This is a genomic window from Streptomyces polyasparticus (assembly GCF_014493765.1).
In the GTDB taxonomy this organism is placed as follows: Bacteria; Actinomycetota; Actinomycetes; order Streptomycetales; family Streptomycetaceae; genus Streptomyces; species Streptomyces polyasparticus.
In genome coordinates, this window is the sequence record NZ_JACTVJ010000008.1 from 55,344 (window position 1) to 61,927 (window position 6,584).

At 70.8% G+C, this 6,584-nt stretch carries 4 protein-coding genes and 1 pseudogene; all 5 read right to left on the minus strand.

Annotation, left to right across the window (positions count from 1 at the left end; translation table 11 throughout):
• Positions 1-8 precede the first annotated feature (8 nt).
• On the minus strand, positions 9-746 hold the full coding sequence (locus tag H9Y04_RS19270; RefSeq protein WP_187815180.1) for a GAF and ANTAR domain-containing protein: 738 nt from the start codon (positions 744-746) through the stop codon (positions 9-11).
• Between the two features lie 6 nt (positions 747-752).
• A complete protein-coding gene (locus tag H9Y04_RS19275) occupies positions 753-1,787 on the minus strand; it encodes a GAF and ANTAR domain-containing protein (protein WP_308801034.1) in 1,035 nt (344 codons plus the stop codon).
• A gap of 108 nt (positions 1,788-1,895) precedes the next feature.
• Entirely contained in the window at positions 1,896-4,274 is a 2,379-nt protein-coding gene (locus H9Y04_RS19280; protein WP_187815181.1) for a non-reducing end alpha-L-arabinofuranosidase family hydrolase, read from the minus strand.
• 322 nt (positions 4,275-4,596) lie between these two features.
• Positions 4,597-6,138: a sigma-70 family RNA polymerase sigma factor gene (locus H9Y04_RS19285; protein ID WP_187815182.1), complete on the minus strand. Its 1,542-nt coding sequence runs from the start codon at positions 6,136-6,138 to the stop codon at positions 4,597-4,599.
• 380 nt (positions 6,139-6,518) lie between these two features.
• Positions 6,519-6,584: pseudogene (locus H9Y04_RS47765) on the minus strand (pyridoxamine 5'-phosphate oxidase family protein); the annotation flags it as partial.

Consider the following 6,584-nt stretch of genomic DNA (forward strand, 5'->3'; position numbering starts at 1 on the left):
GCAGAACCTCACTTGGGGCTCACCGCCGAGAGCACGGCGCCCGGGGCGAGCTCCCGGCGGACGAGCGCCTGCGCGGTGTCCGTGAGGCGGGCGCCGTGCCGGTGGCTGTAGGCGCGCAGGGTCCGGTCGGCCTCGGCCAGTTGGAGACCGCCGAACTCGGCGAGCATCCCCGTGGCCATGTCCACGGTGGCCTTCGCGGCCACGGCGGCCTGCGCGCGGGTGAGCACGTCGGTGCTGCGGACGGGCTCCGGGCGGTAGTGGAAGAGCGCCATGGCGGCGACGTCCGCGAGCGCCTGCGCGAGGCGGAGGTCGTCGGCGGGCATCCCGTCCGGGCCGGTGAGCAGCAGACCGACGGCGCCGATGGTCGTGTGGTCGACCCGCAGCGGCAGCGCGTGCACCGACCGGTAGCCGGCCCGCACCAGGAGCGGCGTCAACTGCGGCCACCGGCGCCCGCCTTCGGGCAGGCCGGGGGCGTCGACGGGTCGGCCCGTGCGGTGCGTGTCCAGACAGGGCCCTTCGTCGATCTGCAGCTGCAGCAGTTCGCACAGCGCGGCCCCGCCGTCGGAGGCGGACATGGTGCGCAGCCCCCCGCGGGCCGTGCCCATCAGGGTGCCCGCCGCGTCGGCTCCGGCGAGGTCGACGCAGTGCCGTGCGAGCCGGTCGAGCAGCATGACCGGATCGAAGTCCTCGGCGAGAGTGTCGGTCAGCCCGACGAATGCCTCGGCGAGCTGTTGTTCGCGGTTCACGACCGTTCACCGTCCCTCTTCGGTTGCGCCGTCGCCTGCTTCCTGCCGGCCCGGTCCCTGGTCGCCTGATTCCTGATCACTCGGTCCCTGATCACTCGGTCCCTGGCCACTCGATCGCTGGCCACTCGATCGCTGGTCGCTCGGTCTCGGACCGCCCGGTCCCTTGTCACCCGGTCCCATGTCACCCGGTCCCTGGTCATCCCCTTCGCGCGAAAACCGGTAGCTGCGGTTGATGATCTCGTGGGCGACCTCAGAGACGGTCCGGCCCCGCACGAAGGCACGGGCCCGCATACGGTCCAGGGCCTGCTCCGGGTCGACGCCCAGCTGGATCATGACCATGCCGACGGCCTGATGGACCTCCGTACGGTCCGCGTCGGCGGCCTCCATCCACGACGCTACTCCGCCCTCGACGGGGTCGGCGGCGGCCGGGTGCCCGTTTCCCAGATTGAGGACGGCGAACGTGACGGCGTCCCGGACCATCATCGCGATGCCCAGCTCACGCCAGGACAGGGCGCCCGGGGTGTCCCGGTACAGATCGAGCGTGCCGATCGCCTGCGCACCCGAGCCCAGCGGCAGCGAGAAGGCCGCCCGCACTCCCAACTCGACCGCCTGATGGGCGAAGACCGGCCACCTTCCGACGTCGGGCCCCTGCGTGAGATCACCGGCGAGGACCGGGGCGGACAGCCTGAGCGCGCTCTGGCAGGGACCGTCGCCCAGCGTGTACTGGGCCTCGGCGAGCCGGGCCGCGGTCTCGTCGCTGGCGAACCACAGCGCGCGCACCGTGCTTCCGGAGGCGAGGGAGACGGAGGCGCCGGTGATCGGAAGCAGCGCCACACAGGCCCGGCACAGGGCGGCGGGCACCTGCCGCGCATCGCCGGCGGCCGCGGCGGCGTCCGTCAGCGCGCCCGTGACCCGCTTGCGGTCCGCGTCGGAGGCGTCGCGGCAACGATCCGCGTCGTCCGGCGGGACTGCGCCGTCCTGATGCTCGTGCCGCATCGCCGCCACCTCCAGCCGTGCCGTCCACGTTGCGACGTGATCCACCAGTATCACCCTTGGTGGCGGCTGTGATGCGCGACGTCCCGCCCGCGCGGGTGCACGGACGGGACGTCGGAATCAGGACAGGGTGAGCACCCGTTCAGGCGCCCGGGATCAGCGCTTCAGGGTCAGGACCCCCGGCCGGTACGGCAGCGCGTCGTAAGGGCCGCCCGCGGTGGGGGACTTGCCCTGGTAGAGGAACTGCAGATTGCAGGGGTCGACGGTCATGGTCTGGTCCGGGTTGCTGCGCACCAGGTCACCGTGGCTGATGTCGTTGGTCCAGGTGGCACCGCTGTTGGCCTTGCCCGCGAACGGGTTGCTCTCGGTCGCCGCCTGCGGTGTCCACGTACCGCCGAGGCTGGAAGCCGTGAACGAGCGGAAGTAGCGCCCGTTGGCCCCCTTCGCCTCGACGATCATGAGGTACTGGTTCTGCCCCTTGACCTTGTAGACCTGGGGCGCCTCGAAGAGGTTGGCCTCGGTGTCGCTCATGACCGTCGTATACGTGGAGCCGAAGCTGCCCGGGAAGTTCCCGATCGGCATGCTCGCCCGGTAGATCTTGCCGTTGTCTCCGGCGAAGAACAGATACATGTTCTTGTCGTCGGCGATGAGGGTCTGGTCGATCGGCCCGGTGGGGGAGCCGGTGATGCTGCCGGTGAACAGCGGTTGCGGCGCGGACCAGCCCTCGGGGTTCGTCGGGTCGCTCGACGTGCGGTAGATGAACGGCCACTGGCCCCACTGGTACGCGAGCACCCAGATCTTCTTGGGCGCGAAGTAGAACAGCGTGGGCGCGACGGTGTTGTTGCTCATCGCCTTCTGCTGGGCGGACGCCATGCCGGACCAGTCGGAGAACGGGCTGATCATCATCGAGCCGTACTTGGTGCCCGTGTAGCCCGAGCCGTAGACGAGGTGCTTGCCGCCCAGCACCACGTTGGTGAAGTCCTTGAGCGAGGCCCACCCGTTCGCCGGCTGTGCCAGGGCGCCCGTCGAACTCCACTTGTACGTGGACGGAAGCGTGCAGGGCGCACCCGCGTCGCCGCCGCCCGCAGGGGCCGGGGCGGTCCACTTCTGGTTGCCCGCGTTCACGCAGGTGTACAGCTGGAGCTTGGTGCCGTTGGCGGTGGCCGCTCCCACCGCGTCCAGGCACTTGCCGGACTGGACGCCGGCGATCGAGCCGTCGGACCTCACGGTCCACTGCTGGTTGGTGCCGCCGTTGCAGTCCCAGATGACCACCGGGGTGCCGTTGGTGGTGCCCTTCGCCTTGGCGTCCAGGCACTTGTCGCCGAGCACCTTCAGCTGCTTGCCGGCGGTGTACGTCCAGCTCTGGTTGGCCTTGCCGCTGCAGTCCCACAGCTGCACCTGAGTGCCGTTGGCCGTAGCCGAGTTGGGCACATCGAGGCAGCGGCCCGAGCCGACGCCCTTGATCTGACCCGCGCTGCCGGTGCCGCCGGTGGGCGGCGTGCTCGGCTGGGGCCCGGAGGCGCCGGCGAGCGCGTTCATGACCGCGGTGTACGCGGACTTGGGCTTGCCGTCGCGGTCGAACAGGAGCGGGTTCTCCGTGGCCCGCCAGGAGTCGCTGTCCCGTACGCCCCACACGGTGATGCCGGTGCAACGGGCCACCGAAAGACAGGAGTTGACCGCACTCGCGTAGTGGGTGGGCGAGGCCTGGGCGATGTCCAGCTCGGTGATCTGGACGTCGACACCGAGGGCGGCGAAGTTGGCCAGCGTGGTCCTGAAGCTCGCCGGCGGCCCGCTGGTCCCGAAGTGGCTCTGGAACCCGACGCAATCGAGCGGCACACCACGGGACTTGAAGTCCTTGACCAGCTTGTAGACGCCCTGGGTCTTGGCGTCCGACCAGTTCTCGATGTTGTAGTCGTTGTAGCAGAGCTTGGCCGCGGGGTCGGCGGTCCGTGCGGTGCGGAAGGCCTCCTCGATGAAGCCGTTGCCCAGCACCTTCTGGAACACCGAGTCGCGGAGCTGCCCGCTGGGCCCGTCCTGGAACGCCTCGTTGACCACGTCCCAGGCGTAGATCTCGCCCTTGTAGTGGTTCATCGTGGTGGTGATGTGGGTCTTCATCACGCTGCGCAGGGTGTTCGCGTCACCTATGGCCTTGACCCACGCCGGCAGCTGCGAGTGCCAGACCGTGGTGTGGCCGCGCAGCCGCTGGCCGTTGGCCTTGGCGCGCTGGACGATCCGGTCGGCTGGCCCGAAGTTGAACGTGCCGCGGGACGGCTGGATCGCGTCCCACTTCATCTCGTTCTCCGGGGTGACCATGTTGAATTCACGGTCGGCTATCGCGGTGTACGCCGAGTCGTTCAGCCGGCCCGCGGCCACGGCCGTGCCGAAGTAGCGGCCCGAGGGCACGGCCTGCTCGTCCAGGGAAGCGGCCCCGGCCGAGTTGGGGAGCAGCGTGACGACGCCGGCCACGAGGGCGGCGGCCGAGACACCGATCGTCAGAGTCTTGCGACGCCGGCTGAGCCGGTGCAGTCCCTTCATGACTCGCCTCCGGGGGCTCGGGTCACGTCGGGTCGGGGGGTGTGTCGCATCATGCGAGTGGCTCTCTTCCGGTTCTTTTCCGGTTTCTTACGGGGGACGTCACTGAGTGGAGGCCCCCCGGCCTTCGGCCTCGTAACGGAAAAGCGGCGCTGCCACGGCGATACGCCGGTGAGGAATCTCGCGCCCGGAAAACGTTATGCCGAACCCCGCGGCCCGGTCGTGGCGCGGCCCAAGGGTCTCTCGTACGAGGTCGGTTCAGCCCTCTCGTACGAGGTCGGTTCAGCCCTCTCGTACGAGGTCGGTTCAGCCCTCTCGTACGAGGTCAGCCCCAGTTTCCCCGTACGAGGAAAGAGGCCTGGCCGGTGAAGGCCCGGGTGCCGTTGGAGCCGTCGAGCCGGATCCGGCCGTCGCGCGGACGCAGCGCCGAGCCCGGGTAGTTCTGCGCGTGCAGGGTCACGGACCCGGCGGCCGTCCCGGGGCGCGGACAGAAGGTGGCGTCCCGTCGGAACAGATCGCTGCCGTCCGGGGCGCTCAGCCGCAGCCGCAGGTAGTGATGGCGCAGATAGCGGCCGTCGGCGGCGCGGAAGGTGACACAACTGCTGTCGGCGAGCCCGCGCACGACCGAGAAGGTGGCCCGCTGCCGTGTCTGCGGGCTGCTGTCCGCGGAGACCTGGCCGAGCGTCGCGAAGTCACCGTCGTACGTGAGGAATTGACCGGGCCGGTCCACGGATTCGAGCGACCGGTCGCCCAGCGGAACGGTGGCGGCGGGCGCGACCGTGCGCTCCGGGGAGCGCGGCTCACTGGCCGTGGGAGCGGCGGCGGCACCGGGTGTACGGGGCGCAGGCTCGGGCCAGACCGCGTACGTGGCCGCCCCGGTGATGAGCACCGCGCCCGCGGCCAGGCCGACCAGCGGATGAGCGGTCACCGCGGTGACCTTGCCGATCAGTGCGCCACTGGTGGCGGTCGTCGCGCCGGCGGTGACGTGTGCCGTGCCCGTGGCCAGCCCGGCGGTGCTCATGGCGGTACCCGCAGCCGTACCGGCCACTCCCGCCGTACCCGAAAGCAGCCCCTTGGCGGCCAGCGCGGAGACCAGCGCCGCAGGAACCGCGAGCGGCGCGATGCTCACCAGGAGCCGCTCGGCCGGAATCCGTTCCGCCGCGGTCGCCGTACAGACCGGGCAGACGCGGGTGTGCCGCGCGATCCGCTTGCGCCACACCGAGGTGGGCCGGCCGTCCCAGCCGACGACGGTCTCGTCCAGCTGCGCACAGCGCGGGTCGGCGGCAAGGGCGGCGACGATCGTCCGGCCGAGCTCCAACTGCTCGCGCATGCGCTGCAGACGTACACCGGCGTGAGCGACCGTCAGTCCCGTCGCCGCGGCGAGGTCCTCGCGGCTCAGCGTGCCCGCGCACTCCTGCCACCACAGTGCGAGCAGCTCCTGCTGGTCCGGGTCGAGCCACCGTCCTGCCTCGACCACCTGCCGGCGCTCGTCCGACATCTGCAGCCGCAGCACCGTCATGTCATGGGGCTGGGCGGCGGCATCCGGTATGCGGTGCGCCTCGTCGATGACCTCGGTCCGGTGGGCGAAGGCCCGCTGCCGCTCCCGGTGCGTGCTGATCTGGCGGAGGGTGATCGACACCAGCCAGGACCGGAAGCTCTCCGGTGCCCGCAGCGCGGGCAGGTCGCGCACCGCGCGCAGCAGGGTCTCCTGTACGACGTCGTCGACGTCGGCGTGACCTCTCAGGGCGCGCCCGACGATGTTGTAGAGCAACGGCAGATACGCGGCGATGAGCTGCTCGCGCGCCCGTTCGTCACCGGCCTGCGCCGCCACGACCAGCTCCGTGCGGTCCGCGTCGTTCAGCCTCATTCCCACTCCCTCAGGGGAGCGATCAACCCCGTACGGCCCCACTCCTCGACATCGGAGAACGTATCCTCCGCGCCGGAGTCGGGTGAGCGCAAGGCCCACCCGGGCTCGGCTCTTCGGACGCGCCGAGCCCAGCCGAGCTCGTCCATGCCCGTCCAGGTCCGTCGGGTCAGATCCCACCGAGGCCGAGCTCCGCCGCGGAGGGCGCCGAAACCCTGACGACACCGGTGAACACTCGGCCGTCCCGGTGGACCCCGGCAGCAGGGTTCAGAACGTTGGGGCACACGAGAGGGACGCCGGTTGGGCGGAGCGGACGCACGGCGTCGCCTTGGCGACCGGCCCGGCACCCGCGTACGCGCAGGCCCTCGTCGACGGGCCCGGCGTCATGTGCCGGTGAGCTTGTCGAGGTCGGGGGCGTAGACGGTCATCCAGTGCGGGTTCAGCCGGTA

What these genes read in the sequence shown, in the direction of transcription:
- H9Y04_RS19280 (WP_187815181.1), bottom strand. Translation starts at nt 4,274, where the DNA reads ATGAAGGGACTGCACCGGCTCAGCCGGCGTCGCAAGACTCTGACGATC.
- H9Y04_RS19285 (WP_187815182.1), bottom strand. Translation starts at nt 6,138, where the DNA reads ATGAGGCTGAACGACGCGGACCGCACGGAGCTGGTCGTGGCGGCGCAG.